The organism is Pararhizobium sp. IMCC3301, assembly GCF_030758315.1.
In the GTDB taxonomy this organism is placed as follows: Bacteria; Pseudomonadota; Alphaproteobacteria; order Rhizobiales.
Window position 1 is genome coordinate 2,201,925 of sequence record NZ_CP132336.1, and the last position, 25,882, is coordinate 2,227,806.

At 57.5% G+C, this 25,882-nt stretch carries 24 protein-coding genes; 9 read left to right on the forward strand and 15 right to left on the reverse strand.

The features are described 5' to 3' along the window. Positions 1-4: 4 nt before the first annotated feature. The gene (locus RAL88_RS10655) at positions 5-256 is read right to left on the reverse strand and encodes a type II toxin-antitoxin system RelE/ParE family toxin (protein WP_306269414.1); all 252 of its coding nucleotides are present in this window, start codon (positions 254-256) and stop codon (positions 5-7) included. 302 nt (positions 257-558) lie between these two features. Here RAL88_RS10655 and RAL88_RS10660 point away from each other — a divergent pair, with 302 nt between their 5' ends. From RAL88_RS10660 to RAL88_RS10700, 9 genes are all read left to right on the forward strand, one after another. After that, a complete protein-coding gene (locus RAL88_RS10660) occupies positions 559-918 on the forward strand; it encodes a hypothetical protein (protein WP_306269416.1) in 360 nt (119 codons plus the stop codon). A 236-nt stretch (positions 919-1,154) separates the two neighbouring features. Beyond that, positions 1,155-2,147, forward strand: a complete 993-nt coding sequence (locus RAL88_RS10665) for a tripartite tricarboxylate transporter substrate binding protein (RefSeq protein WP_306269417.1) — start codon at positions 1,155-1,157, stop codon at positions 2,145-2,147. 57 nt (positions 2,148-2,204) lie between these two features. Further along, positions 2,205-2,672 (forward strand): tripartite tricarboxylate transporter TctB family protein, encoded by a 468-nt coding sequence (locus tag RAL88_RS10670; RefSeq protein WP_306269419.1) that lies wholly within the window; start codon positions 2,205-2,207, stop codon positions 2,670-2,672. A gap of 5 nt (positions 2,673-2,677) precedes the next feature. Continuing rightward, on the forward strand, positions 2,678-4,180 hold the full coding sequence (locus RAL88_RS10675; RefSeq protein ID WP_306269420.1) for a tripartite tricarboxylate transporter permease: 1,503 nt from the start codon (positions 2,678-2,680) through the stop codon (positions 4,178-4,180). Then, complete coding sequence (locus tag RAL88_RS10680) at positions 4,177-5,352, forward strand: L-rhamnonate dehydratase (protein WP_306269421.1); 1,176 nt, start codon at positions 4,177-4,179, stop codon at positions 5,350-5,352. The genes RAL88_RS10675 and RAL88_RS10680 overlap by 4 nt, the downstream gene beginning before the upstream one ends. A 17-nt stretch (positions 5,353-5,369) precedes the next feature. Beyond that, on the forward strand, positions 5,370-6,281 hold the full coding sequence (locus tag RAL88_RS10685) for a dihydrodipicolinate synthase family protein (protein WP_306269422.1): 912 nt from the start codon (positions 5,370-5,372) through the stop codon (positions 6,279-6,281). A gap of 1 nt (position 6,282) precedes the next feature. Then, positions 6,283-7,014 (forward strand): GntR family transcriptional regulator, encoded by a 732-nt coding sequence (locus RAL88_RS10690; RefSeq protein WP_306269424.1) that lies wholly within the window; start codon positions 6,283-6,285, stop codon positions 7,012-7,014. A 2-nt stretch (positions 7,015-7,016) separates the two neighbouring features. Beyond that, entirely contained in the window at positions 7,017-8,018 is a 1,002-nt protein-coding gene (locus RAL88_RS10695; protein WP_306269425.1) for a 4-hydroxythreonine-4-phosphate dehydrogenase PdxA, read from the forward strand. 41 nt (positions 8,019-8,059) lie between these two features. Beyond that, positions 8,060-9,571 carry an aldehyde dehydrogenase (NADP(+)) gene (locus RAL88_RS10700; RefSeq protein WP_306269427.1) on the forward strand — a complete coding sequence of 504 codons (1,512 nt, stop codon included), beginning with the start codon at positions 8,060-8,062 and terminating at the stop codon, positions 9,569-9,571. Between the two features lie 9 nt (positions 9,572-9,580). Here RAL88_RS10700 and RAL88_RS10705 read toward each other — a convergent pair whose 3' ends face one another. The 14 genes from RAL88_RS10705 to ccoG form a co-directional block, all read right to left on the reverse strand. Then, on the reverse strand, positions 9,581-10,534 hold the full coding sequence (locus tag RAL88_RS10705) for a 3-hydroxyacyl-CoA dehydrogenase (RefSeq protein ID WP_306269429.1): 954 nt from the start codon (positions 10,532-10,534) through the stop codon (positions 9,581-9,583). Between the two features lie 2 nt (positions 10,535-10,536). Continuing rightward, a complete protein-coding gene (locus RAL88_RS10710; RefSeq protein WP_306269430.1) occupies positions 10,537-11,424 on the reverse strand; it encodes an N-acyl homoserine lactonase family protein in 888 nt (295 codons plus the stop codon). Beyond that, positions 11,424-12,011, reverse strand: coding sequence for a hypothetical protein (locus RAL88_RS10715; RefSeq protein ID WP_306269431.1), 588 nt, complete (start codon positions 12,009-12,011; stop codon positions 11,424-11,426). Before RAL88_RS10715 ends, RAL88_RS10710 begins: the two co-directional genes overlap by 1 nt. Continuing rightward, positions 12,008-13,069, reverse strand: a complete 1,062-nt coding sequence (locus tag RAL88_RS10720; RefSeq protein WP_306269433.1) for a LacI family DNA-binding transcriptional regulator — start codon at positions 13,067-13,069, stop codon at positions 12,008-12,010. Before RAL88_RS10720 ends, RAL88_RS10715 begins: the two co-directional genes overlap by 4 nt. A gap of 62 nt (positions 13,070-13,131) precedes the next feature. Then, positions 13,132-14,451: a histidinol dehydrogenase gene (hisD, locus tag RAL88_RS10725; RefSeq protein ID WP_306269434.1), complete on the reverse strand. Its 1,320-nt coding sequence runs from the start codon at positions 14,449-14,451 to the stop codon at positions 13,132-13,134. 81 nt (positions 14,452-14,532) lie between these two features. After that, positions 14,533-15,774 carry a sugar ABC transporter substrate-binding protein gene (locus tag RAL88_RS10730; RefSeq protein WP_306269436.1) on the reverse strand — a complete coding sequence of 414 codons (1,242 nt, stop codon included), beginning with the start codon at positions 15,772-15,774 and terminating at the stop codon, positions 14,533-14,535. Positions 15,775-15,963: 189 nt separating this feature from the next. Next, positions 15,964-16,992: an ABC transporter permease gene (locus tag RAL88_RS10735; RefSeq protein WP_306269438.1), complete on the reverse strand. Its 1,029-nt coding sequence runs from the start codon at positions 16,990-16,992 to the stop codon at positions 15,964-15,966. Beyond that, positions 16,989-17,984 (reverse strand): ABC transporter permease, encoded by a 996-nt coding sequence (locus RAL88_RS10740; protein ID WP_306269440.1) that lies wholly within the window; start codon positions 17,982-17,984, stop codon positions 16,989-16,991. The genes RAL88_RS10735 and RAL88_RS10740 overlap by 4 nt, the downstream gene beginning before the upstream one ends. Then, positions 17,985-19,502: a sugar ABC transporter ATP-binding protein gene (locus RAL88_RS10745; RefSeq protein WP_306269442.1), complete on the reverse strand. Its 1,518-nt coding sequence runs from the start codon at positions 19,500-19,502 to the stop codon at positions 17,985-17,987. A gap of 251 nt (positions 19,503-19,753) precedes the next feature. After that, complete coding sequence (locus RAL88_RS10750) at positions 19,754-21,127, reverse strand: HD-GYP domain-containing protein (RefSeq protein ID WP_306269444.1); 1,374 nt, start codon at positions 21,125-21,127, stop codon at positions 19,754-19,756. Between the two features lie 161 nt (positions 21,128-21,288). Next, complete coding sequence (ccoS, locus tag RAL88_RS10755) at positions 21,289-21,438, reverse strand: cbb3-type cytochrome oxidase assembly protein CcoS (protein WP_306269445.1); 150 nt, start codon at positions 21,436-21,438, stop codon at positions 21,289-21,291. Next, entirely contained in the window at positions 21,435-23,765 is a 2,331-nt protein-coding gene (locus tag RAL88_RS10760) for a heavy metal translocating P-type ATPase (RefSeq protein WP_306269446.1), read from the reverse strand. The genes ccoS and RAL88_RS10760 overlap by 4 nt, the downstream gene beginning before the upstream one ends. Positions 23,766-23,769: 4 nt before the next feature. Continuing rightward, complete coding sequence (locus RAL88_RS10765; protein ID WP_306269447.1) at positions 23,770-24,261, reverse strand: FixH family protein; 492 nt, start codon at positions 24,259-24,261, stop codon at positions 23,770-23,772. Then, positions 24,261-25,781, reverse strand: coding sequence for a cytochrome c oxidase accessory protein CcoG (ccoG, locus tag RAL88_RS10770; RefSeq protein ID WP_306269449.1), 1,521 nt, complete (start codon positions 25,779-25,781; stop codon positions 24,261-24,263). The genes RAL88_RS10765 and ccoG overlap by 1 nt, the downstream gene beginning before the upstream one ends. Positions 25,782-25,882 lie beyond the last annotated feature (101 nt).

The window sequence follows — 25,882 nt, forward strand, 5'->3', positions numbered from 1 at the left end:
TTTCCTAACTGTATGCGCTGCCACGCGGGGCAACTTTCAAAACGGCAACAACCTGCGCATCTTCGTTGAAGATAACGCGCCAGTCGCCAACACGCAGGCGAAAGCCCTCAACACCCTGCAGCTTCTTTACATTCGCCGAAAGCTTCTCTGGTGTTTCAGCATAAATCGCGATCTTTGCCCTGATAGTCCTTAATGTGCTGGCTGGCATTCTGGAGAGCATTTTGATCGCTTGCTTTGTGTAGGTCACCTGCTTCATAGGCCATATATCGCATATTGCGATAAAAATTCAACAATAATTATTAGCTAATTGTGATTCGTTTCGTGTCTGACTCTTCAGTCTCACGCGGACACCGTACTCCCTCGCCACAGCCTCACAACCTTGGCTGACCTCGTTCCCGTTGTGTGATTTTTTCAAACTGCTGCCCTTATCGCGACCTGCCAGGCCTGTGACCCATGGCAATCGTTGGGCGTCCGATTATTCGATCAAATTATTCCGGCTAATTTTACAGCATAGCAACCTCTGATTGATACGCTGTATCAATGGGAAAGTTGCCAAACATGCGCAGCAAACGAAGCAAGCAGACGGGAATATTCGCCGGCGGCATTCGCCTGATAACGCGCGCAATCTTGTTTTTCGTGGCATTCATGACGGTTTTATATGGTCAGGATTTCCTTGAAAACAGGTATATGCGCGACGTCTTTCGACCGGCTGCGCGCACTGTTGCGGGCATTAGTCCTGCGTTCAACAGCAACTGTCTGATCAAAGGCAATGTCAGCCTGAATAGCGGGGAACGCATCTATCATGTTCCCGGTCAGTTTTTTTACGACGAGACAGTCATTTCCTGGACCCGCGGTGAACGCTGGTTCTGTTCCGAGGCGGAAGCCAAGGCTCAGGGCTGGCGAAAAGCGCGCCGCTAGAGCCCAAAGCCGGTGTGGCTGTATCCGCTCTGTCATAGAAACGGCCACTTTCAACACAACGTTTGCGAACGCTCTCCCTTCTGGATTTCTTTGATATTTCAGGCTTCGACAAATCCTGCGCCGCGCGCTTGACTCGGCGGCGGACATTCTTTAGGCAATTTGAGTTATGGTATACCTGAATACCAAAAACCCTTTTTGTCCAAGCGAAAAGGGTCGATACAAACCGGGAGGACACTATGAAACACCACAGCACACACACTGCGACAGCGCGCACGCTGAGCTTGATTGCCGGCGCATCCGCGCTGGCCCTGAGCAGCCTGATGCCAGGTGGCCAGGCTGAGGCCCAGGAATATCCGTCAAAAACCATTGAAGTCATCACCCATGCCGGCAATGGCGGCGGCACGGATGTCACCACCCGCATGATGATGCTGCGGGCGCGGCGTGAGCTGAACGCCGATATGGTTGTCGTCAACAAGCGCGGCGGCGGCGGCGTTGTTGCCATGGATTACTACCTCACCCAGCCGGCAGATGGCTATTCCATTCTGACCTTCACCATCGGCCATGCCGCCGAACTGGCCAAGAATGAAACCAAAATGACGCTGGATGATATCCGCCCCATCGCCCGCGGCACCGACGATCCCCAGATCCTGATGGTGAAATGCGGTGTCTATGCCGATGCCGCTGATTTTGTAGCGCAGCAGAAAGACGAGCCGATCACTTACGGCACGACGCATCTGGGCAATATCGATGATGTATCCGCCTTCATGTTCACCAAGAAGGGTGGCATGAAAACCCCGAAAATCCTGCCCTTTGACGGCGGCGGCGAACTGGCCACCCAACTGGTTGCCGGTGCGGTCGATGCAGCGGTTTTGAACCTTGCCGAAGCCGGCAGTCAGATCGAGTCGGGTGATGTCTGCCCGATTGTCGTGCTGGCCGACAAACGCATGTCGGCGCTGCCTGACGTGTCCACCGCAAAGGAAATGGACATTCCGGTCAGCTTCTCCACTGTGCGTGGCTTTGTCGTCCACAAGGATACGCCGGATGATGTAGCCGCCAAGATTGAAGAGGCGTTGATGAAATCCATGCAGCACAGCGTCTATCAGGGATTTCTGACGTCGGTCGGACTGGATTCCTCTTCTGTTGCCGGTTCCAAGGAATGGGGCAATCAGCTGAATACCATGGTTACCGAAATGGCGTCCGCGCTGAAAGAGCTCGGCTTCATCGAGTAAACTTCCATGCAAGCCCCCTGTTCCTTATCGGGTCAGGGGGCACATCAGGCGGCCCCCATGAAAAGATCATCTCATCCTGACGGGCTGGCCAGATGGCTGGTTCCGGTCACTATCATCCTCTTCTGCCTCGTAGCCATCTATGTCACGACGACGTTCAAGAAGATGCCGCCGATCCTCAAACGCGGCATTCAACCGTCCGATTTCCCGCAACTCGTCAGCCTGCTGATCATTAGCCTGACCTTGTTGATGGTGTGGAAGGATCCGGTCCGCATCGTCGAGCGCATCACGTCGAAATCATGGATGACTATGCTGCTGATGCTGGTCTTTGTCGCACTGATCCAGATCGATCTGTTTCTTGCCCTCGGCATATTTGCAGCAGCCCTGACCCTTCTGTGGGGCGAACGCCGCCCCCACCGCATCGCCATTGTCAGCATAGTGATACCGGCGCTGGTGTTCTTTATGTTTGATCTGGTCTTCAAAATCCGCTTCCCCCACGGATTGCTGACCTCTGTCTGGTACGGGTGAGCGCCATGGATGCTTTTTTCAACGGGTTCATGGCCCTCACCGATCCCGGCCTGATTGCGCTGCTGGTCGCGGCAACCTTTGGCGGCGTCATAATCGGCGCACTCCCCGGCCTCAATGCAACCACCGGCGCGGCACTGCTTCTTCCGTTCACCCTGACCATGCAGCCTGTCGCCGCGATCTCGATCCTGACCGCTATCTACTGCTCGGCGACGTTCGCCGGTGCCATTACCGCAATTCTGATCAACACACCCGGCACATCGGCCAGTGCGACGACCTGCCTTGACGGCTATCCGATGGCATTGCGCGGCGAGGCTGGACGCGCCCTTGGCCTTGCCGTGGTCTCCTCAACCTTCGGCGGCGTGTTCAGCGTCATTGTTCTAATGCTGGCTGCACCGATTCTGGCTCGCGCCGCCTATAATTTTGCACCGCCGGAGTATTTCGCCCTGACCCTGTTTGGCCTGTCAATGCTGGTCAGCGTTGGCGGCGGTTCGCCGATCAAGAATCTGATCGCCGGCGCTTTTGGCATTCTTCTCGCCACGCTCGGTACCGATCTTCTGACTTCGGTCAAACGCTTCACCTTTGATGTCCCGGAACTCTATGAGGGGATCGGTTTTGTCCCGGTCATGATCGGGGTTTTCGGGATTTCCGAGCTGTTGTCACAAGCCTCGTCGCTGCATCTGAAGCGCAAACAGATCACCATGAAGGCGATCAAACTGCCCTCTCGCGAGGATTACCGCCGGGTCTGGAAAACCATTCTGCGTTCCTCAGGAATCGGTACCTTTATCGGAATCCTGCCCGCCGAAGGCGCTACGGTCGCCTCGATGATCGGTTACAATGAAGCGCGGCGCTGGTCGAAGACGCCGGAAGAATTCGGACATGGCGCCATTGAAGGCATTGCCGGGTCGGAAGCTGCCAACAATGCCGCTACCGGCGGTGCAATGGTGCCGACCCTGGCGCTTGGCATTCCCGGAAGCCCGACCGCAGCGGTGATCCTTGCCGGATTGCTGGTCCATGGTCTGCGCCCCGGACCCACCATGTTCACCGAACAGGCCGATTTCGCCTTTGCCATTTTCTGGTCGATGCTGTTCGTCAATCTGCTGTTTCTCGGCATTGGGCTGTACGGCGCAAAAATCTTTGCCCGCGTCACATTGATCCCGGTTCCGATCCTGTGGCCCACCGTCTTCATCTTTTCGATTGTCGGCGCTTATGCGCTGGATCAGTCGATGTTCGATGTCTGGATTGCACTGATTTCTGGCATTGTCGGATATTTCATGCGGGTATACGGGTTTTCCGTTGTGCCTCTGGCCATCGGTCTGATCCTTGGTGGCATGCTTGAGCAGCGCCTTGGCCAGTCGATGGTGATGCTCGACGAGCAGTGGTGGATGATCGCGACCCGGCCGCTGTCGGCGTTTTTCCTCATTCTCACAGCCTTTGCACTGTTCGGACCGGCGCTGTGGAAATTCATCGTCCGGTCACGGATGAGACTCAGGGAAGGATCTCCATCATGAGCCGTATCAAATCGATCCGTTGCCGGGTTTGGAACTGGACCGGCCCCACCGTTCCGCCGAAGGGCAATTTTTGCACGAATGCCTCCGATCTGCTGTGGGAGCGCGGCGATGCGATGTCCTCCTTCCGCTTCCATCAATGGCTGACCTGCGAGGTGGAAAGCGAAGACGGCACAATCGGCATCGGCAATGCCGCCCTTGCGCCCGCATTGGTGAAAAAGGCAATCGACGAGTATTACGCGCCGCTTGTCATCGGTGAGGACCCGTTCGACTACGCTTATATCTGGGAGAAAATGTACCGCCGCAGCCACGCCTGGGGCCGCAAGGGCATCGGCATGACCGCCATTTCGGCGATTGATATCGCAATCTGGGACCTGATGGGCAAACAGGTCGGCAAGCCCGTGTTCAAATTATTGGGCGGGCGCACCAAGGAAAAGATTCCGGTCTATTATTCAAAGCTTTATGCCGATACTATACCCGCCATGCAGGCCGAGGCGGAAGCCGCCATGAAAAATGGATACACAGCTTATAAATCCCGCTTTGGCTATGGCCCAAAGGATGGCATGCCCGGCATGCGGGAAAATCTGAAACGGGTGGAGGCACTGCGCGAGGTCATTGGCTACGACAATGATCTGATGCTGGAATGCTATATGGGCTGGAACCTGGATTACACAAGGCGGATGTTGCCGAAGCTTGAAAAATACCAGCCGCGCTGGCTCGAAGAGCCGGTCATAGCCGACGATGTCGCAGGCTATGCCGAGCTGAATGCCATGGGCATTGTTCCGATTTCAGGCGGCGAGCATGAATATTCCGTCATCGGCTGCAAGGATCTGATCGACAGGAAAGCCGTCAGCATTCTGCAATATGACACCAACCGGGTTGGCGGTATTACCGCGGCGCAAAAGATCAACGCCATTGCCGAAGCCTATCAGATCCCGGTTATACCCCATGCCGGCCAGATGCATAATTACCACCTTACCATGGCCAATGCGAATTGCCCGATCAGCGAATATTTCCCGGTCTTCGACGTGGAAGTCGGCAATGAGCTGTTTTACTATATTTTCGACGGCGACCCGGATGCGGTCGACGGCTATCTGCAACTGGATGATGATTTGCCGGGGCTGGGAATTTCCATCACCGACAGGCACCTCAAACATTTCGACATCAACGAATAAACCCACAGGCAATTCTCATGGCACAATTTCAAGGTATCTGGCCCGTCGCACCAACACCGTTCCACGCCGATGGCACAGTTGATGTTGAAGGCATGAAGCGCGTTCTGGACTGTATGATCGATCAGAATTCAGACGGCATCTGCATCCTGGCGAATTTTTCCGAGCAGTTTCTGATCACGGACGAGGAACGCAAGCTTCTCACTCGTGTCTCGCTGGAACATGTTGCAGGGCGCGTACCGGTGATCGTCACCATCAGTCATTTTGCCACCGATATTGTGGTCGCCCGGGCTGAGGAAGCCAAGACGCTGGGAGCCGCCATCGTGATGATGATGCCGCCCTATCATGGCGCCTTGATGCGCGGCACCGCCGAACAGACTTTCCAGCAGTTTGCCCGTGTCGGCGAAGTCGGCATTCCGATCATGGTGCAGGACGCGCCCTTGTCCGGGGTTGATCTGCCGGTACCACTGCTGGTGAAAATGGCGCAGCAGATCGACATGCTGAAACTGTTCAAGATCGAATGCGCCCAGGCCGCCGCCAAACTGCGCGCCCTGATCGCCGCCGGCGGCAATGCAATTGAAGGACCTTTTGACGGCGAAGAGGCGATCACCCTGATGGCCGATCTGGATGCCGGGGCGACAGGATCGATGACCTCGGCTATGATCCCCGATCAGATCAAACCCGTTATCACCGCCCATGCTGCAGGCGACCGCAGCGCCGCTCTGGCCCATTATGCGCGGGTCCTGCCTGCGGTGAATTTTGAAAACCGCCAATGCGGGTTTCGTTCAGCCAAGGCTGCAATGGTTGAGGGCGGCGTTATCAAATCCGATTTCTGCCGCCATCCCATTGCCCCCTTGCACAGCGACACGCGCGCGCAATTGCTCGAGCTGATCCGTCCGCTGGATCCGGTGGTTCTGAACTGGGGCAAATGACATGAGCAAAGTTGTGAACCTGAAAGGACTGATGCAGACGGAAGGCGGCCTGTCGCGCAGTCTCAGCCTTGCAGAAGATGCCGCCCAGACCCTGCGCAGCATGATCCTTCTGGAAAAGCTGCCGCCCGGCATCAGCCTGCCCGAACGTGAATTGTCAGAAGCGCTCGGCATCAGTCGCACTCCGCTGCGCGAAGCCATCCGCCTGCTGGCCAATGAAGGCCTGGTGCAGTTCACTGCAGCGCGCCGGCCTTTCGTGGCAAATCCCACGCTTGATGAGATCAACAATTGCCTGCGCGTTCAGGGCGCTTTGGAAGCCGTCGCCGGAGAACTGGCCTGCGTCCGCGCCAGCGATGGCGAATTGCAGGAGATCGCAAAAATCAATCAAGCCATTGCCGAGATCAACACCGATGATGGCGATGGCAAACTGGCCGGATTTCAGGCGGACATGCGCTTTCACGAGGCAATTGTGCGGGCCGCAGGAAACCCGCCCCTTGCAGAGACCCACGCTGCCTACAACGCCCGCCTGTGGCGCGTCCGCTTCCTGTCTTCGCAACGCCGTGCCGGCCGCATAAGCACGCGCCAGGAACATTCAGATATTGTCGCCGCCCTGCTCGCCCGCGACGCAAGAGCTGCCGCCCGCGCACTCAAGGCCCATCTGAAAACTGCAGAAACAAACATTGCCCAGGCGCTCAGCGAACGCGAATCCGCCCGGATATCCGAAGAACAGGCTTGAATATGACACGTCCCAGAATTGCAATTATTCCCGGCGATCCCTCCGGCATCGGCCCTGAACTGATCGCCAAATTGCTCAACGAGGACGGCGTGCGCGCGGCAGCCGACATTTTGCTGGTCGGGGACGCCCATCTCTGGCAGCGCGGCGCCGAACAGGCCGCACTGCCGGTTGAGCTTAATACGCTGAGCGAGGATGACGTGCCGCAATTCACCGGTCTTGCTCATCTCGATCTGCACACCATTGAGCCCGATGCTGTCGAGATTGCAAAGATCACCATTGCCGGTGGCACAACCTCACTTCGCTGTCTCGACAAGGCGATGGATCTGGCGGTGGCGGGCCATGTCGACGGCATTCTGTTTGCGCCATTCAACAAGAGCGCAATGACGGCAGCCGGGCTGAACGCCGACGACGAGCACCGCTATATGGCGCGTTATCTCGGCTTTACCGGCTATCACAGCGAAATCAATGTGCTTGATGAACTGATGACGACACGGGTCACCAGCCATATCGGCCTCAAGGACGTCGCTGCCAATATCACTCAGGCCGGCATTATCCGCGCTGTCAATCTGGCCGCCGAAACCCTGATCAGGGCCGGCAAGACCCGGCCTGCCATTGCTGTCGCAGCGCTTAATCCGCATGCCGGCGACAATGGCAAATTCGGCCGTGAGGAAATCGATATTCTCGAACCGGCAGTGCGCGCCTGTCAGGCCCGGCAGATGGATGTCACCGGGCCATGGCCATCAGACACGGTGTTTCTCAAAGCCAGACGCGGCGAGGTCGATGCGGTTGTCACCATGTATCACGATCAGGGACAGATCGCGATCAAGCTGCTGGGCTTTGAACGTGGCGTGACCTTGGCCGGCGGCCTGCCCTTCCCGATTGCCACACCGGCCCATGGCACTGCCTTTGATATTGCCGGTCAGAACAAGGCCAATATTGGCGCCACCCGCCAGGCCTTTAACCTGCTGCTGCGCATGGCCAGCAGACAGCGCGCCGCGCACTGATTTCAAATTCAAATCCTGGCAACAGGAGCAAAGGACCTATAATGCTACATGGTAAGAACCTGATTGATGGCCGCTGGACCGGATCGAACGAAACCGTCGCATCGGCAGATCTCGACGGATTTGCATTTGCCCAGGCCACCACAGACCAGATCAATGAGGCCTGCACTGCCGCCCGCGCCGCGTTTCGCCCGTTCAGCCGGACGCCAAGGCCGGAGCGCGCCGCTTTTCTGCAAGCCATCGCCGAGGAAATCGATGTGCTGGGCGATGAAATCACCAAAACCGGTGTTCGTGAGACCGGTCTGCCGGAAGCGCGCTTTGCCGGCGAGCGTGGCCGCACCACGGCTCAGCTGCGCATGTTTGCCGAGCTGATTTCAAACGATGATTTTCTTGATATCCGCATCGACAAGGAACTGCCGGACCGCCAGCCGCTGCCGCGTCCCGATCTGCGCCTGACCCACAGAGCCATTGGTCCCGTCGCGGTGTTCGGTGCATCAAATTTTCCGCTCGCCTTTTCCACGGCAGGGGGCGACACCGCTTCGGCGCTGGCCGCCGGCTGCCCGGTGATTGTCAAAGGCCATGGCGCTCATGCCGGCGTTGCGGAACTCGTTGCACAGGCGATTGCCAGTGCGATCAAAGCCTGCGGCCTGCCCGCAGCCACCTTCCAGTTTCTGCAAGGCGCGGGTCCGCGGGTCGGCATTGAGCTGGTGCAAAACCCCGAAATCCGCGCAGTCGGTTTCACCGGCTCGCTGAAAGCCGGCCGGGCGCTTTATGATCTGTGTCACAACCGCCCGCAGCCGATCCCGTTCTATGGTGAGCTGGGTTCGGTCAATCCGGTGTTTTGCCTGCCTGGGGCCATGACAGCGCGGGCTGCGGAAATCGGCACCGGATGGGCCGGGTCTCTGACCATGGGGGCCGGGCAATTCTGCACCAATCCCGGCGTTCTGATTGCAGTTAAAGATACGGCCTTCGGTGCCCTGCAGGCCGCCGCTGCAGAAGCGCTTGAGGCAACCGCTGATCAAAAAATGCTGACCGAGGCAATCGGCTCGGCCTATCATCAGGGCGTGGCCGGTTTTGCCGCTCAAATGGAAGCGGTCACCGGGATCGATACAGTCCCCGGCAGCGGCGACAACCGCCAGGCCAGCCCGGCCGCTTTTCGCATCGATGCAGCAAGCTGGATGGCGAACCCCGCCTTGCAACATGAAGTTTTTGGCGCTGTTGGGATTTTCGTCGAATGCGATGATAGCGAGCAGATGTTGGAGCTCGCCAATGCGCTTGAAGGCCAGCTGACGATCACATTACAGCTGGATGAGGGCGACGAGGGTCTGGCCGCGCGGATGCTTCCCGTACTTGAAGAAAAGGCCGGACGCCTGCTCTGCAACGGCTTTCCCACCGGCGTGGAAGTAAGCGCAGCGATGATGCATGGCGGACCTTATCCGGCCAGCACCGATATCCGCGCAACTTCGGTCGGATCTTTGGCTATTGTGCGCTGGTTGCGGCCTGTTTCCTTTCAGAACTTCCCGCGATCCCTGCTCCCAGTGGAACTGGCAGGTTAGGCCTACAACTCAAACACTATCTTGGGTGTCGCGCTTATGTGAGGCGAGAGCCATCAGCCGCCGGTCGCGCCAGCGCGTCCGGTCACGCAATGCATCCCGGCTGAGCACCTGATTTCGCTCCGCTTCCACGCGGTCGATCAACTCCTCGCTCCACGGCTGCGGGTCCGTGCGTTCGCGGGCAAGCTCCAGATAGAGATCACCAAGCCGGTGGGCATAATCTGCCACGCCGCCCGGCGCGTTCAGATCGATGGTTTCAAACGGGCCCATGAAGGACCAGCGCAGCCCCAGGCCTTTCGACACGGTTGCATCGATATCTTCAACCGAGCAGTAGCCTTCATCAAACAGCGCCCAGGCCTCTCTCAGCAGAGCGCCCTGAAGCCGGTTCAGGACAAATCCGTTGACTTCACGGTTGATGCGGATCGGGTGTTGCCCAACCTGCTGCATCAGCAGATACGCGGCGTCAACGCTCTGCGCACTGGTCCAGGCTGCCGGAACCAGTTCCACAAGCGGCACCAGATAGGGCGGGTTTACCGGATGGGCCACAAGACAGCGCGGCGAGATTGACAACCCTTCGGTAAATTGCGACGCCGGAATGCCGGACGACGAAGAGCCGACAATCGTGTCCGGTCCCAGCAACCCGTCCAACTCGGCATAAAGCGCGCGTTTGACGTCCACCTGTTCCAGCACGGATTCCTGCACATAGCTGACATCTCGCACCGCCTCGGCCAGTGTCGCTGCCAGGGTAATGCGAGCGCTGACCGCATCAGCATCTTCCAGCAATTCGAAACTGACAAGATCAGCCAGGATCGTTTCGAGTTGCCCGGGAAGCTCCTCCATGATCCGCTCACTGTGGTCGAACACGTTGACGCGGCATCCGGCACGGGCAAAGACGATGGCCCAGCCAAGACCGACAAGACCGGCCCCGACAATTGCAATAGACTTTTCGGCAGCTTCCCCGCTCATCTTCAACTCACAATCGATTTTGCATCATCTGCCAGGCAGATTTCGCTGATGCGCAGCTTTTCATCGGTGATGCGTGAGGGAAAGCGCTCCGCCAGCCGCTCTTCGTGAATCGGGATCACGCGCTTGTCGTCATAACTGGTCTGCTTCATCATTTCTTCGGTCGCGAGGATCAAATTCATCTGGCTGCCCAGCGCCAGCCCGACCGGCGTATACATCGTATCAACGCCGACCACCGATCCGTCACCGGCCAGATTGTCGAACTGATACACAAGATCGCCGGCCAGAACCCAGACATCTTCCGATGCGGCCAGCCCGTCATTGCGCACCGTCACCCACATTGATCCGAAAGTATGGCTGTCGCGGGCGACATGCAGGTCAACGCCGGGCAGTACATTTTCCACCGAACCGTCAACCACAGTCAGCCGACCGGCCGCTGCCAGCCCGACGCCACGAAGAATATCGCCTGGATCAACAGCAATCATCATCCAGCGCATGCGCTCGGGCAAGGACATCGCCCAGACCCATTTTTCAATCTCGTCGCGCTGAATGTAGAAGGTCGCATTGGGGAAATCTTCGACATTCCCGAAATGGTCGAAATGCGCATGGGTGATAAATACCGTATCGACATCTTCCGGTGTCAGGCCGCATTCCGCAAGCACCACCTTTGGCGAGCGCCAGTTTTCAACGCCGAATTTATCGCCCAGATGCTTGCCGAAATCCTTGTCATTATAGCCCACATCTACCAGCGCTACATGGTCCTTGCTGCGCAGCAGGACGTAGCAATATGGCAGTTTTACATAGCCTTCATTATGGGCGCCATACAGAACGCCGCTCTTGTGATATTCCGGGACATAACAATACTCCAGAACATGAATCGAATAATCGGCCATTAGGTTTCTCCCTGGTTGTGTGTGGGCCGTTGGCTTCTTGCCGATGCGCCGCATGTGCAGCAGGCATGGCTGAAATCCACCGGTGTGATGTTGGCGTTCGGCACCGCAGTGCCGACCAGCAATTGCTGAATGGCCTGCAAGCGCTGCAGAATTATCATGACATCCTGGCGCCGTTGCGCCGCATCCCTGGTCACCGACAAGGTGTCGGTATCCATTGCCAGTTGCTGCAATTGAGCAGCAAGATGACCCATCGCCTTGAAGTGCTGATTGGCCTCGGCTGGCGGTTTTATCGCCTGCAGCCGCTCGCTGGCTTCAGCCAGTTGATCGCAAGCCGTTGTCCACATCTGGTGATCCAGCGACAGCGCCGGCTGTTTTGCATTCATGGCCAACAGCAAAATTCCGCCGAACTGCGCCACAATGCGGCACAGGGCGGCGTAGATCGGGCTGATCTCGGCCAGATAGCTGACCACCGCTTCATCGTCATAACCGACGGCAATCAGCACGTCAGGCGAAGACATCTGCGGAACCGCCCAGATATCGCAATGGGCATCATGCAGGGGTCCCGGTTTTTGGGCGCTTGCGGTCATCCCTCAGAGTGCTCCTCTAAACGGGCGGAACCGCGTATGATCAGCCGGCCGGGAACGAATTGCTCGTTCGGAGTGGTATCGACGCCGGGCAGAAGCCGCTCGATTTCCGCAATCAGAAGTTCGATCATGGCGTTGACGGGCTGACGTACGGTCGTCAGATTGTGCGACGGCCAGTTTGCCATCGCAATATCATCAAAGCCGATTACCGAAACGTCTTGCGGCACAGTCAGGCCAAGCTCGCGATGAGCTGCATCCATGGCACCGATTGCCAGCAGATCATTGGCGCAGAACACCGCGTCCGGAGTGTCAGGGCCTTCGAATAATTGCTTCATTCCGCGATAGCCGGTCTCATAGGAGAAATCGCCACCGGTGATAATCCGGGGTGCGTCCAGCCCGGCGTCCCGGCAGCCTTGCTGAAAGCCGCGCATGCGGTCAACATTGGTGCTGGCATCATCATAGCCGGAAATATAGGCCAGCCGGCGGTGGTTGGCCGCTGCAAGGCGCATTGCCACCATATGCCCGCCATTGACGTTATCGCAGCACACCGCACTGGCGTGGCTGCCGGTCACATAGCGGTTGAACAGAATCACCGGGGTGCGGCCGTCGACGCATGTTTTTACTGTCTCCGATGACATCGTCGCGGCCAGTACAATGACGATATCCGGATTGTATTGCTGCAGAACTTTCAATCCGTCATCAATGTCGGTTTCCGCATCCGAGGTGAACAGCATGGTGTGCAGGCCGAATTCGTGCAGACGCCGTGTCAGCTTCATCACCACTTCGGGATAAAACGGGTTTGTGATGTTTGAGGTCAGCAGCGCGGCGATACGGCTGCGCTGGGTGATCAGGCCGCGCGCGAACAAATTGGGTGAATAGCCCATATGCGCCGCCTGCTGCAGCACTTTCTCTCTGGTCTTGTCAGCAATTGTTGAATCATTGCTGAAAGCGCGGGACACGGTGGCAATGGAGACGCCCATTTCGCGGGCGATATCCTTGACAGTCACTCGGGGACTGTTTGTCTGCGGCTTGGCAGTCAGAGTCATAACGGGTTCGTTCATATCGGGACCTCAAAATCGGCAATATTCAGGGCGCAGACCAATTCATCATCCGCACCCCAAGCCTATTTAATGGGTTTTGCCGCCTCTCCATAGCCTACATTCTGGCGGCCATAGCGCCTGACCCTGACATTGGCCTGTTCGGCATGGCCGACAAAGCCTTCCAGCAGGCAGAGCCGCGAGCAATACGAGCCAATGCTGGCGGCAGCCTCATCGGTGGTGATCTTCTGATAGGAATGGGTTTTCAGAAACTTGCCGACCCAAAGACCGCCGGTATAGCGCCCCGCCTTTTTGGTCGGCAGGGTGTGATTGGTGCCGATCACCTTGTCGCCATTGGCAACATTGGTGCGCACCCCCAGAAACAGCGCGCCATAGGACTGCATATTATCGAGGAACCAGTCATCGCGATCCGTCATCACCTGAACATGTTCAGAGGCAATATCATTGGCCACATCCAGCATTTCCTCATAGCTGTCGCAGACAATCACCTCGCCATAATCCTGCCAGCTGACAGAGGCGGTATCGGCGGTTGGCAGGATCTGCAGCAGCCGCTCGATTTCCGCCAGTGTCTCGTCCGCCAGCTTGCGTGAATTGGTCACCAGAATTGCCGGGGAATTATAGCCGTGCTCGGCCTGCCCCAGCAGATCGGTAGCGCAGATTTCCGCATCCACCGTCTCATCGGCAATCACCATGGTTTCCGTGGGACCGGCAAACAGATCAATTCCGACACGGCCGTAAAGCTGCCGCTTGGCTTCAGCGACAAAGGCATTGCCCGGCCCGACCAGCATGTGCACCGGCTCAATGGTTTGCGTGCCGATGGCCATCGCCCCGACCGCCTGAATACCGCCCATCACATAAATCTCATGGGCCCCGCCCAGATGCATCGCCGCAATCACCGCCGGGTTAGGCTCGCCCTTGAAAGGCGGCGTGGCGGCAATGATCCGCGGCACACCGGCAACCGATGCCGTCGCCACCGACATATGCGCAGAGGCAACCATCGGAAACTTGCCGCCCGGCACATAGCAGCCCACCGACTGCACCGGGATGTTCTTGTGTCCCAGAATGACGCCCGGCAGGGTTTCGATCTCGATATCAAGCATTGAATCGCGCTGCGCCTGGGCAAAATTGCGTACCTGGGCCTGGGCAAATTTGAGATCTTCCATATCGCGTGCACTGACCCGCGCCATCAGCGCTTCGATCTCCGACGGGCTCAGCTTGAAGGAGGCAGGCGAATAGGAATCAAACTGCTCGCTCATCTCCCGCACCGCCACATCGCCGCGTTGCTCGATATCGCTCAGCGCCGCCTCGACCACACTGCGCACCTTGGCATCATCTTGTGATCGTTCAGCGTCGGGTTTGCCCCGTTTCAGATACTCAATTGCCATATGGTTTTCCTTTACCGGATAATCATTTTTGAAAGACTGTGCCCGCCGCCGCATGTTCGGTTGCCGCGGCGGGCATCAGACTTATGGTTGAACGGTCGCCTCGACTTTGGTCAGGGCATACAGACCAGCCGGCGCGTCACACGAACGACAGTTGATCCCTGGCTCGTTGGGAGCCATTGCAACCGCGCCTTCCGGCAATGCCTGGATTGTGGCACCTTCTGTCGGCTTACCGTCAAGCGCAGACACCAGTGACAGTTCCGGCAACAATTCCGGATTGAAGACTTCCGTCACAAACGAGGTTGGCACCTTGTCTTCAGGGAAGACATTGCAGCCATTTTCGAGCCGGTCGCCTTCGCAGACAACCACCGCATCGGCCGGTACCCATGGCAGCGGATACTCAATGTTGCGGGAGCCTTCTGCAAGCGGCTCGCGCACGCCGGTCAGAATCTCCATCATGATTTTGAAGGCAAGGCCGGATTGTGCCGGCGGAGAGCCTGCCGAAACACCGGCAAGACCGATCTTCTGATAATCCGGATTTGCAAGCGCCTGACGGAACCCGTTCGAGTTCTCACCGGTCATCGGCACCAGCCGGTTGGGGTTGAGCTGCAGCAGAGCCTGCAGGGCACCATATTCACCGGCCTGAGCCCAGATGCCATCGACATCGGGATGTGCGGCAAGTGCTTTGGCGGTTTCCTGCTGTGTGGTCCGGTCATCCCAGAAGCTGAAATATTCCGCAGCAACTTCAATGTCGGGATACTGATTGAAGATATGCATGGCGCCATTGGTATGGCGATCATCCACCGAATTGCCCGGCACGCCGCGAGACAGGAAAATCTTGCCTTTACCGCCGAGTTCATTGACCAGGGCCTGGGCAGAGTTTTCGCCGAAACCGGAGGTGATATAGCTGACATTGTATGCACATGGTTCGGTGACCGTGGCATCATACATGAAAATCAGGACACCCTGCTCACAACCGCGTTTCACTGCACGGTTCAGTGCGGTCGATGAAATCGGGAAGCTGACAATACCGTCAGCGCCATTGGCGATCATGCTTTGATAGTCGGAAATCTGCGCCTGAGGGTCCGTTCCGGAAATCACCTCAACCAGTTCCACAGTTTCATTGTAGGGCGGCGTTGCAGCCAGCGCCTTCACGATATTGGCGGCCTCACTCTGCCAGGAATTGCCCGAATAGCTGAGCGAGAGATAAATCAGATGTTTGCCATCCTTGGTTTTGGCCTGCGCCGCATCGGGCAGTGCAAATTGTGTGGTTGCGGCGATGAGAGCTCCGAGAGCTACCACCTTGGTCGTTTTGAGAAATGTCATGTCTTTACCTCCACTGTTAAAACTCGGGTTGTCGCCCGTTACGTCTGATAGTCCTGGCAACAAAAGTCACCCGGTGCGGGATGCGCGCTCTGCCCACCCCTTGCCCAATCGCGATCCAATTCTGTGAGGATCACTTTGGAAACGTTTCCAATGCCTGGCGAAGATCTCTTCAAAACCCTGACAGCGGAATTACTTTTTACGCCCGAACCACATCTGCATTGCGGTCATCGACTGTTCCCGCAAGGCTACAAGCGCCAGCAGGATGACCCCGCCTTCGATAATTGTTTTCCAGCCTTGCTGAATCCCCAGCGCGCTGAGGATCATCGCCAGCGTTGTCAACAGCAGTGCTCCTCCTACCGTGCCTAGAAACGAGCCTTTTCCGCCCAGAATGGAAGACCCGCCAACAACAACGGCGGCAATTGAGGGCAGCAGATAGGCATCGCCCATGCGCAACGTTGCGCCGTTGGAATAGCCCGCCAGCATCATCCCGGTGAAACCTGCACACAGCGCGGAAATCGCATAAGCCGAGATGATCAGCGATTTGCTGGGCAAACCGGCAATATAGGCCGCCAGAGGATTATTGCCGACAGCGTTCAATCTGCGCCCGAGGCTGGAATAGGATTGCAATACTGTTCCGGCGATAACGAATCCCAGCAGCAGATAGACCGAAGCGGGAATGCCCAGATACTTCGCCTGCATGAAAGCTGACAGCGCCGGTGCCGGATAACCGCGCGGCGTTCCCTGAGTATAACCCAACGCCAGACTGTAGACGATCAGCCCCACAGCCATGGTCACAATAAAGGGTGGAATGTGAAAAACCGCGACACCGATACCACTGATCACGCCGACAAGGGCACACAGGAGCAGAACCGCCGGAATCAGATAGAAAAGCCCGCTATCGCTGCCATTCATCAATGTCGTCGTCAACACACCACCAAGTGTAATCACCGAAGCAATTGACAGATCCAGACCACGCACCAGGATCACCAGTCCCTGGCCAAAGGCACAGAACACCAGAAACGAACCAAGATAGAGCACGGTTTCAATTTGCGACCAGCCGCCGAAGGACGGGCTGACCAGACGCGAGGCGAAGATCATCGCCAGGGTCAGAGCGAAAATCGCAATCACTGTGACAGCCTGGCCACTGATACTGCCGGTGGTGCGGCGGTCTTCCTGCTCGTCCAGAGGCGTATGGAGTGCGTCCTGCGGGTTGCTCATATCGCGGTGCCTTTTGGCTGCGTCGCACGCTGAACAACAGCCATAAACAGCACCGCCAGAAGCATGATCGATCCTTGAATGACACCGGTGTAGAACGACGATACGCCGATCGCGAACAGCATTTTTTGCATCAGCATCAAGGTGGCGGCGCCAAACAGCGAGGCGGTCATGCCGCCCTTGCCGCCGGCAAATGATGTCCCGCCCAGTGCAACTGCGGCAAAGCTGAGCAGCAGAAACGGCCCACCCGCATTCGGATTTCCGGTCGAGGTCTGCGCTGCCAGCATATATCCCGCCATGCCGTAAAACACGCCGGCCCAGCAAAACGCCGTGAACCGGGTCCGCGCTACATTAATCCCCGAAAGGGCAGCAGCATGTTCATCCTCTCCCACCGCGAACAGGGCGCGGCCGGTATTGGTTGTGCGAAAAATCGACCAGAACACAATCAGCACCACCGATATCAGCACCGCAACCGGGACCAGACTGAACAGCGATGAGGTCAGTTCATAGGCCATGAAATCGGATACAAAGCCACCAGGCGCCTTCAGGATCAAAAGCGCTGCGCCCTGGCAGATAATCATCGTGGCAAGCGTTGCCGCGATGGACTGAATACGCAGATAGGCGACAAAAAAACCGTTGATCGCACCAACACCCAGCCCGATTGCCACCACCATCGCCAGGCTCAGCGCCGCCCCGGACGCGCCGTCCAACCCGACCACGGCCACGGTTACATTGGTCAATGAAATGACGCCGGCCACCGACAGATCAAAACCGCCCTGCAGAATGACGAATGTCGCACCGGCTGCGGCAAGCATCAGCGGCAGCGAATTGTTGAACAGCGACTCGATTGAATATTGCGACACTGCAGATGGCTGAACATAACCGTATACCAGCGCCATCAGCAGATAGATCACGATGATCAGGAAGGCGCTGTCGGCAATTGCCCGCATATTGAAAGCGGGCTGTCCGGCGCTTGGGAGGGAGCGGCGGAACATTCAGGCCACCAGTTTCGCGGCGTCGACACGGCCATGGGCGGCTGCCAACAGGGTTTCTTCGGAAATCTCCGAATGCGGCACATTTGCAACAATACGGCCGTCATACATCACCAGACAACGCGAACTCAGATTAACCAGTTCAGATAATTCAGATGAGTAAAACAGGATGGCTCCACCGGTGGCGACGAAATCCCGCATCATGGCATAGATGGCCTGTTTGGTGCCCACATCGACGCCGCGCGCCGGATCGAACAGCACCAGGGTTTTGGACCCCGTCATCAGGGCGCGCGCCAGAAGGACCTTCTGCTGATTTCCGCCGGACAGGCTGCCCACGGCAAACGACATGTAGCGCTCTGACAGGGACACTTTTCTGGCCGCATCTGTTGCGGCTTGCTGTTCCAGAGCTGACAGCACCAGCCCGAATCTGGCGGCCTTTTCCAGCTTCGCTAGCGCGATATTGGAAGCGGCGGAAAGCTGCGGGAAAATCCCTTCCGATTTGCGCTCCTCGGGAACGAAGGCAATCCCCCGGTCGGCAGCCAGCGCCTGTCTGGGAGAGGTAAAGCTGACAGGCTTGCCGTCAACCAGAATCTGCCCGGCAGAATGTCTGATAACGCCGCCCAATGCGCGGAATAAATCCTGCTGGCCCTGGCCTTCCAGGGCAGCCAGACCGACAATCTCGCCGGTTCGCAGCGATAAATTGACCGATTTTGCCTTGCCGGCAACCAGCTCTTTGGTTTCCAGAACCACAGGCGCATCGTCCCGCTGGTGTCGGACCTGACCGAATACACGATCCGGCTTCTGGCCAACCATCATGGCGAAGATCGCGTCATCGCTGACACCTTTCAGATCGACCGTGTCAATTGTTGCGCCATTGCGCAGAACTGTGGCGCGTTGGCAGATTTCACGCACTTCACCGAGCCGGTGGGAAATATACATGACCGACACGCCGTTTGCGGTGAGCCGCCTGATCTGGTCAAACAGCCAGGCCGGATCGGGCAAGGCAGCGGTCGGCTCATCCAGTATCAGCAATTTCGTCGCATGAGACAAAGCCCGTGCAATTTCGATACGCTGACGTTCCGCCAGCGAAAGATCCGCCACTGTGGCATCCGGCACGATGTCGCTGACCTGCCATTGGGACAGCATCTTGGCCGCGCGCTTCAAAATGCCGGATTTTGCCTCCGGCCAGAACCGGCTCCGGGATGCATTCGGCAGCAAAAGATTTTCCCCGACCGTCAGATTCGGAATCAGGCTCAATTCCTGAAACGCCGTTGATACGCCGCTGCGCCGCGCATCAACGATTGAACTGGGAGCATAAACATGCCCGGCCAGATGCAGGCGACCGGAATTTGGCCGGACAACACCGGACAGGATCTTCACAAGGGTGGATTTGCCGGCCCCGTTCTCGCCGAGAATGGCATGCACTTCGCCGGTTCCGATAGACAGGGAAACATCGCTCAAAGCCACGGTCGCGCCATAGCGTTTTGACAGTGAGTCAACACTTAAGACGCCTTCCTGCACGACGGCCCTCCCCAAGGCTTTTTGCTATCTGAAATCATCTCCATCAATTGGAAACGTTTTCAAAAGCTTTGTAAACGCTTCCAATTGTTAGTTTATAAAACCGGTATCCGTCAAATACTTTCCGGTTCTTTGGCCGGATTCGGGAAATTTTCAAGCAAGGGGATATGCTTCGGCAGGCCTGATTATTTAAGGTTGCGCGCGCTCCGGCAGCGCTTTGCTTTGCGCACAGCTGGCCCGCAACTCGACAAGCCTCAGGCGGCCTTAAAGGCGCTCAAACGCTGGAAGCCGGTTTTCAGAGCAGCCACGCAATCTCCATCAAACGCGGCGCCAACACCCTTGTCGAGAATATCAAATGCCTTGGCAATCGGCATGGCGGCGCGGTAGGGCCGTTCCGCCGACAGCGCATCAAACACATCAGCGACTGTCAGAATACGCACTTCAAGGCACAATTGCTCCGCCATGAGCCCGTTCGGATAACCTTTGCCGTCCAGCCTTTCATGATGGGCACCGGCAATCGGCGCGATATCCCTGAACACGGAGACGCGCTCCAGAATTTTCTCGCTGAGCCGGGGATGGCTTCGGATTGCAGTCCATTCGGCATCGCTCAACGTGCCCGGCTTGTCCAGAATCTGATTGCTCACCGCCAGTTTTCCCAGGTCATGCAGCAATGCGGCCCGGCGCAGCCAGCGGCGGTGATCGGCTGACAGTCCCATTTCCTCGGCAATGATGTCCGAATAAAGCGTAACCCGGTTGCTGTGATCGGCAGTAAATGAGCTTTTCGCGTCCACCACATCGGAAAACGCCTCGGCAATCTCGTCGAGATAATCCTCATCAACCGGCTGAGCCTGCAGAGCCGGCATCATGGTGAATACGCGGGTTTCCAGATCGCAACCGCGCAGAACATCCCAGAACGAGGGGTCCGTCTGCGCCGCGAGGAAAGCATCGACCAATGCCGGGCTGAACCATTTTCCGCGCCGTGATTTCACCTCTGTGACAGCCGCCTGTTGTCCCTGTTCAGTGGCAAAGACGTCGATCACCTGCGCCATCAGCGCAATGTTGGCGATCACCGGAACTGCATCGCCTGTCAGACCGTTTGGCAAGCCCTTACCGTCCCATCGCTCGTCAAGGCAGCGAATAGCATCCTGTACGGCCTCGGAAAACCGCATCCGCCGGGCAATATCGGCACCGCGTTCGCAGCGTGTCTCGATCAGCTCCCGTTCCAGTTCACCGCCATTTTGTATGACATTCACCAGGGCACGAATGCGTTCGCTCAGGCCGGACTCAAGTCCGGTTTTGGAAAACACAAAACGCAAAGCCGCGCTCATACTGCCATCGACGGTTTTGAAGTCGCGTTTGAACGCAATATCATCTGTCAGATAGAGGTTGCAGACCCGTGCGGCATTGCTGCTGCAGCCAAGATCTTTCAACAACAATGCATAATAAAGATCGCGTAATTCGGCTTCATTCAGGCCAAGCTGCAATCCGATATTCGACCCGATCCAGCAGCACCGGATACAGTGGCCCTCCGGCTGGCCCTCTGTCATATCAAGCGCAAAAGACAGCGTGCCAAGCAGTTCAGCAAGATTTACACTTTCAATCGGCTGTTTCCTGTAACCGGTTTTCATCATCACATTCCGCTTTTGCTGCCCGAGTTTCGTGCCCGAGTTTCTTGCCCCCGAATGTAAGAGTGAAATTTTAACAAGCGCTTACATATGATGCATCAATTGTCCGGCACGAGACACTAGGTCGCACTGCGTAAGGTCGCACTGCGTACAGCCGTTCGCGGCTAAAGCGGCCGGTCATCATCGTTGAGAATTCGTTCCGCTGCGCCGTCCGGGTCTTCATACTGACCGCTTTTCAGGCTCCACAAAAAGGCACAAAGGCCAAGCAGGCCTAGGCCGAGCGCAACGGGAATGAGAAAGATCAGCAGGTTCATGCCCGCGCCCGTTTCAACCTGGTCCGGGACAAGCTTCCTACTGCTCCGGAAAACATCGCACCAGTGTCCTTTTCGCGCAGCAGTCGCAAACTGTTGGCCACAACCACGATCGACGAGGCTGACATGGCAATCGCCGCCACCAGCGGCGTGACAAAACCTGCCACTGCCAGCGGCACGGCAATGCAATTGTAGAGGATGGCCAGCCCAAAATTCTGCCGCACCAGGCGCGAGCCCCGCCGCGCGATGCCGATAGCAAAGGGAACAGCTTTCAGACTGTCCCGTGTGAAGACAAAATCCGCCGCCTGGCGGCCAATATCCGAAGCACTGGCCGGAGCCATGGAGGCATGCCCGGCAGCCAGGCTGGGCGCATCATTGATCCCGTCCCCGACCATCAGAACCTTGTGTCCGTCCTGTTGCAGGGTAGTGATATGGGTAAATTTCGACTGCGGTGTTTCGCCTGATCGAAGCGCATCGATTCCCAGTAGCTGGCCGATACGGGCAACAGGTCCGGGACCATCACCGGACAGTATTTCACTTGGAACCCCCTGCCGCTTCAAGGCGGAAATCGTCTGCTCCGCATCCGTTCGCACAGTTTCCACAAGAGCAAACCCGGCAGCCGGTGCGCCCGCAACCGCAAAGGCGATACTCCCGTCGGGTGTCTGACTACCCGGCGCATCGCCCGCGGGCGCATCCTTCGGCGCGGCAATCTCGGCCACCCAGCCCGGACGGCCCAGACGCATCAATTCACCTTCGATCCGCGCTTCGACACCAAAACCCGGTATTTCGGCAACGGACTGGCACTCCAGCATCAGTTCTGCCGATAGTAACCCGGCAATGGCTTTTGAAGCCGGATGCGATGACGCCGCGGCAAGGGTTTTCGCCCGCGCACGGTCCGCTGTCGAAAGCCCGCTAACCGCTGCAATGCTTGCGTCACCCATGGTCAGCGTTCCGGTCTTGTCAAAGACCACCCGGTCTATCTCCGCCAGCCGTTCCAGTGCCGATCCATCGCGCATCAAAATACCGTTTTGAAACAGCCGCGTGGCACCGACAACATGGACCACCGGCACAGCAAGGCCAAGGGCACAGGGACAGGTCACGATCAGCACCGCAATCGCAACGGTCAATGATCTGTGCCAGTCACCGCCGCTCGCCACCATCCAGCCGATGAAAGCCGCCAGCGCCAGCAGATGCACAGCGGGCGCATAAATCCGCGCCATGCGGTCGGCAATCCGGACAAAGGCACCGCGTCCGTTCTCAGCAGCCTCCAGCATTTTCATGACTTCTGACAAAAACGACTGATCGGCCTGCTTCGTCACCACCAGATCAATGGACCCGGTCACGTTCAGCGTGCCTGCCTCGACACCATCGCCGGTACTGACCGGCACCAGAGCGCTTTCGCCTGTGACCAGCGAACGATCCAGATCACTGCCGCCGCGCAGAATTGTACCATCTACCGGAATCCGATCGCCTGGAAAGATACGCAACCGCATCTGCGGCATGATGTCTTCTACCGGCGTGTAGACAAGCCCACCATCCGGCATGATGCGGGAGCCGCCCTTTGCCGACATCCGGCTCAGACTGACTACCGATTTGCGTGCTTTGTCCCGCATCCGCTGATCCAGATAGCGCCCGATCAGCAGGAAAAACAGCAAAGTCACGGCCGCATCGAAATAGGCATCTGTGCCACCTGTAAACGTCTCATAGAGGCTCATGCCAAGAGCCAGCAGCACGGCCAGCGAAATCGGCACATCCATGTTCAACCGCCCGCCGCGCAGCGCCGTCAGCGCGGAGCGAAAAAACACCTGTCCGGAATAACCCACCACTGGAATCGCGATCACGGCGGAAATCAGGTGAAACAGATCACGCGTCGGCCCATCCGCACCCGACCACACCGAGACCGACAGCAGCATGATATTGCCGGCCGCAAACCCCGCCACCGCAAGCGCTCTGAGCAAGGCGGAAGACGTCCGTTCATCCTCCTGTTCAGAGACTTCGACCTGGTCAATCGGGGATGCGGAAAAGCCACTGCGGTCCAGAGTGCTTTCGGCAGCAATGATATCAGCCGCCTGTTCGACCAGCACGGTCAAACGTTTCAAAGTCAGGTTTGCCCGCGCGCTTTTAACACCCGGCACGGACAATACTGCCCTTTCGACGGCTGAAATACAGCCGCCGCAATGCATAGCAGGAACAGAGAAAATAAATTTGAAGGTGCCGTCGGGCTGCCTCTGGCCGGCCTCGATCAGCGCTGCCTGCAACATCGCCGATTCACCCTGCCCGTCCGCAACCGGCTCAGATTCTGCCAGTGCTTCACTGCCACAACAGCCCATTGGCTCAGCCCTTCACCTCAAAACGGAAAATCCGGCTCCATCTCACCGCACCGGCATCGGACACACTAAGGTCTGCCTCCCAGATACCGGCACCCAGCAGGGTTTCAATTTCGAACCGCCCGCCGCCTGCCTGCCGCAGCTGCAAGCGCCTGTCATCGCCTTCATGCACCGGCCGCCCCAGCTTGACTTCAACTTCAACCGGCTCGATGGCACGGCCCGATGCATCCGTCAGAGCGACCGAAAATACGCCGTCCGCATATTCTGGCGCTGCCCGCCAGCCCAGCTCTGCCTGGTGCTGGAACTCGGCAGCTCTGGAGTTGAATTTCTGACTTTCGACATAGGTATTCGCCACTACCAGCCCGGTCCAGCTGGAACTGGCAGAAAAGGCCAGAAACAAATTGACCGAAATGATGGTGCCGAAAAACAGACCCATCACTCCCGCCATATGCCAACCGGTAAATTCTTCCGGCGTAAAAATGCGTTTAAGCAGGGACATCATCTGGCCTCCGGCGCTGCAAAGACGGCGTCATAAACGTCTTTTTCATTGGACTGCCTATCCTCGGCGATCAGCTGGAAACCGGTTGATCCGCCCTCAACCAAATCGGCGGGCTGTCTGACAAAAACGCGCAGGGCACGCAATTTGTCAGGTTCAATAGGAATTGCAAATGATACACCTTCGGGCTGGTCCAGCCCGGCGATTGTCATGGTTGCGCCGGGAAGATTCTCCAGCGAGAGATATATCACCCTCGGCTCCTGCAGCATATTCAGGATTTTCACCGTATAGGCGTTGCGGATTGCGCCGTCGCTGAGTTGCACGAATATTGGGTTCCGGTCGTGCTGGACATTAACACCCAGCCGGTCACGCAGGGTCAGAGCCGTCAACAATCCAACCCCGATCATCGCCCAGAGGAAAAAATACAAAAGCGTGCGGGGCCGCAGAAAGATCCGCCAGTCAAACCGTCTTATACCAGCGACAAAGCCCTCGCCATCGCGAATCCGGTCAGGATTTATGGTGTTGGTGGAAGGCTCCGTCGCAAGCGCCATATTGGTGTTGTAGTCACTCAGCGTGGAATAGGAAATCAACCCTTTTTCGCGTCCCAGCCTGCCCATAATATCATCACAGGCATCAATGCACAGAGCGCAGGTTATGCACTCCATTTGCTGCCCGTCGCGAATGTCAATTCCCACCGGACACACTGCAACACAGGCATCGCAATCCACACAATCACCCATCGGCTCGCCGGCGGCAGCCGCCTTTTTGCGTCCGTGGGTGCGCGGTTCACCACGCCAGTCATTATAGGTGACAACAAGAGAATCTTCATCCACCATGGCCGCCTGAATGCGTGGCCACGGGCACATGTAATTGCACACCTGTTCGCGCATCAGACCGCCAAAAACATACGTTGTCGCAGTCAGTACAGCGATAGTGGCATAGGCGATGAAGGCGGCCTTTCCGGTGACAAGCTCCACCAGCAGGGTGGGCGCATCGGCGAAATAGAAAATCCAGGCTCCTCCGGTGGCAACGGCAATGGCAAGCCAGATGGTGTGCTTGACGACGCGTTTTCGGATTTTGCCCAGCGTGAAGGGTGCAGCATCAAGCTTCATTCTGGCGTTGCGGTCACCTTCGATGAACCGATCCACGACCAGAAACAGATCCGTCCACACGGTTTGCGGACACGTATAGCCACACCACGCCCGGCCAACCACCGACGTCACCAGAAACAGCCCGACTCCGGCCATCACCAGCATGCCGGCGACAAAATAAAATTCTTGCGGCCAGATCTCGATAAAAAAGAAATAGAAGCGCCGGTTAGCCACATCCACCAGAACCGCCTGATCGGGCGCATAGCCGCCCCGGTCCCAGCGCAGCCAGGGCGTGACATAGTAGATCGTCAGAGTGACGGCCATGATGATCCATTTCAAACGCCGAAAATCTCCCGAAGCGCGCTTCGGGAAAATCTTCTTGCGCGCCGCATAAAGTTCGGGCGGATCTTTCAAAAAATCGACTTTGTTCATGTGGTTTCCGGCCTGTGGATTCAATTTTCAACCATGCTGCGGAACAGACCGGGCAACCTTGATCCATATCAACCGGCAGGCGGGCAGCCAGCACTCGAGCC